This window comes from Nocardia vinacea NBRC 16497 (assembly GCF_000308835.1).
Taxonomy (GTDB): domain Bacteria; phylum Actinomycetota; class Actinomycetes; order Mycobacteriales; family Mycobacteriaceae; genus Nocardia; species Nocardia vinacea.
The window spans coordinates 1-312 of record NZ_BAGN01000287.1 but is presented as its reverse complement, the minus strand read 5'-3'; the positions used below and the strand labels follow the sequence as shown (position 1 = coordinate 312).

1 pseudogene is annotated in these 312 nt (G+C 65.1%); it reads left to right on the top strand.

Annotated features, from left to right (window positions below):
* Positions 1–18: 18 nt before the first annotated feature.
* Positions 19–312: pseudogene (locus ON44_RS33520) on the top strand (hypothetical protein); the annotation flags it as partial.

Below are 312 nucleotides of genomic sequence, written 5' to 3'. Positions count from 1 at the left end.
CACACCACCAGCGACGCCGTGGATACCAAACCCACCGTGGACGGTGTGGAGGCTGTCGTGGCTTCGCTGCTGCGTAAGGACCGTGTCGAGGACACGACCCTGCTCTCGGCACTGGCCCGACTGGATGTGGCCGGCACCGGAATCGACTGGACACCGATCTTCCACGGCCGCGGCGCGACCCGGGTTCCGTTGCCTTCCTACGCTTTCCAGCACCGCCGCTACTGGCTCGATACGATCACCGGCAACACCGATCCCGACTCGCTGGGATTGTCGGGACTCGATCATCCATTGATCGGGGCGGTGGTGGTGTCC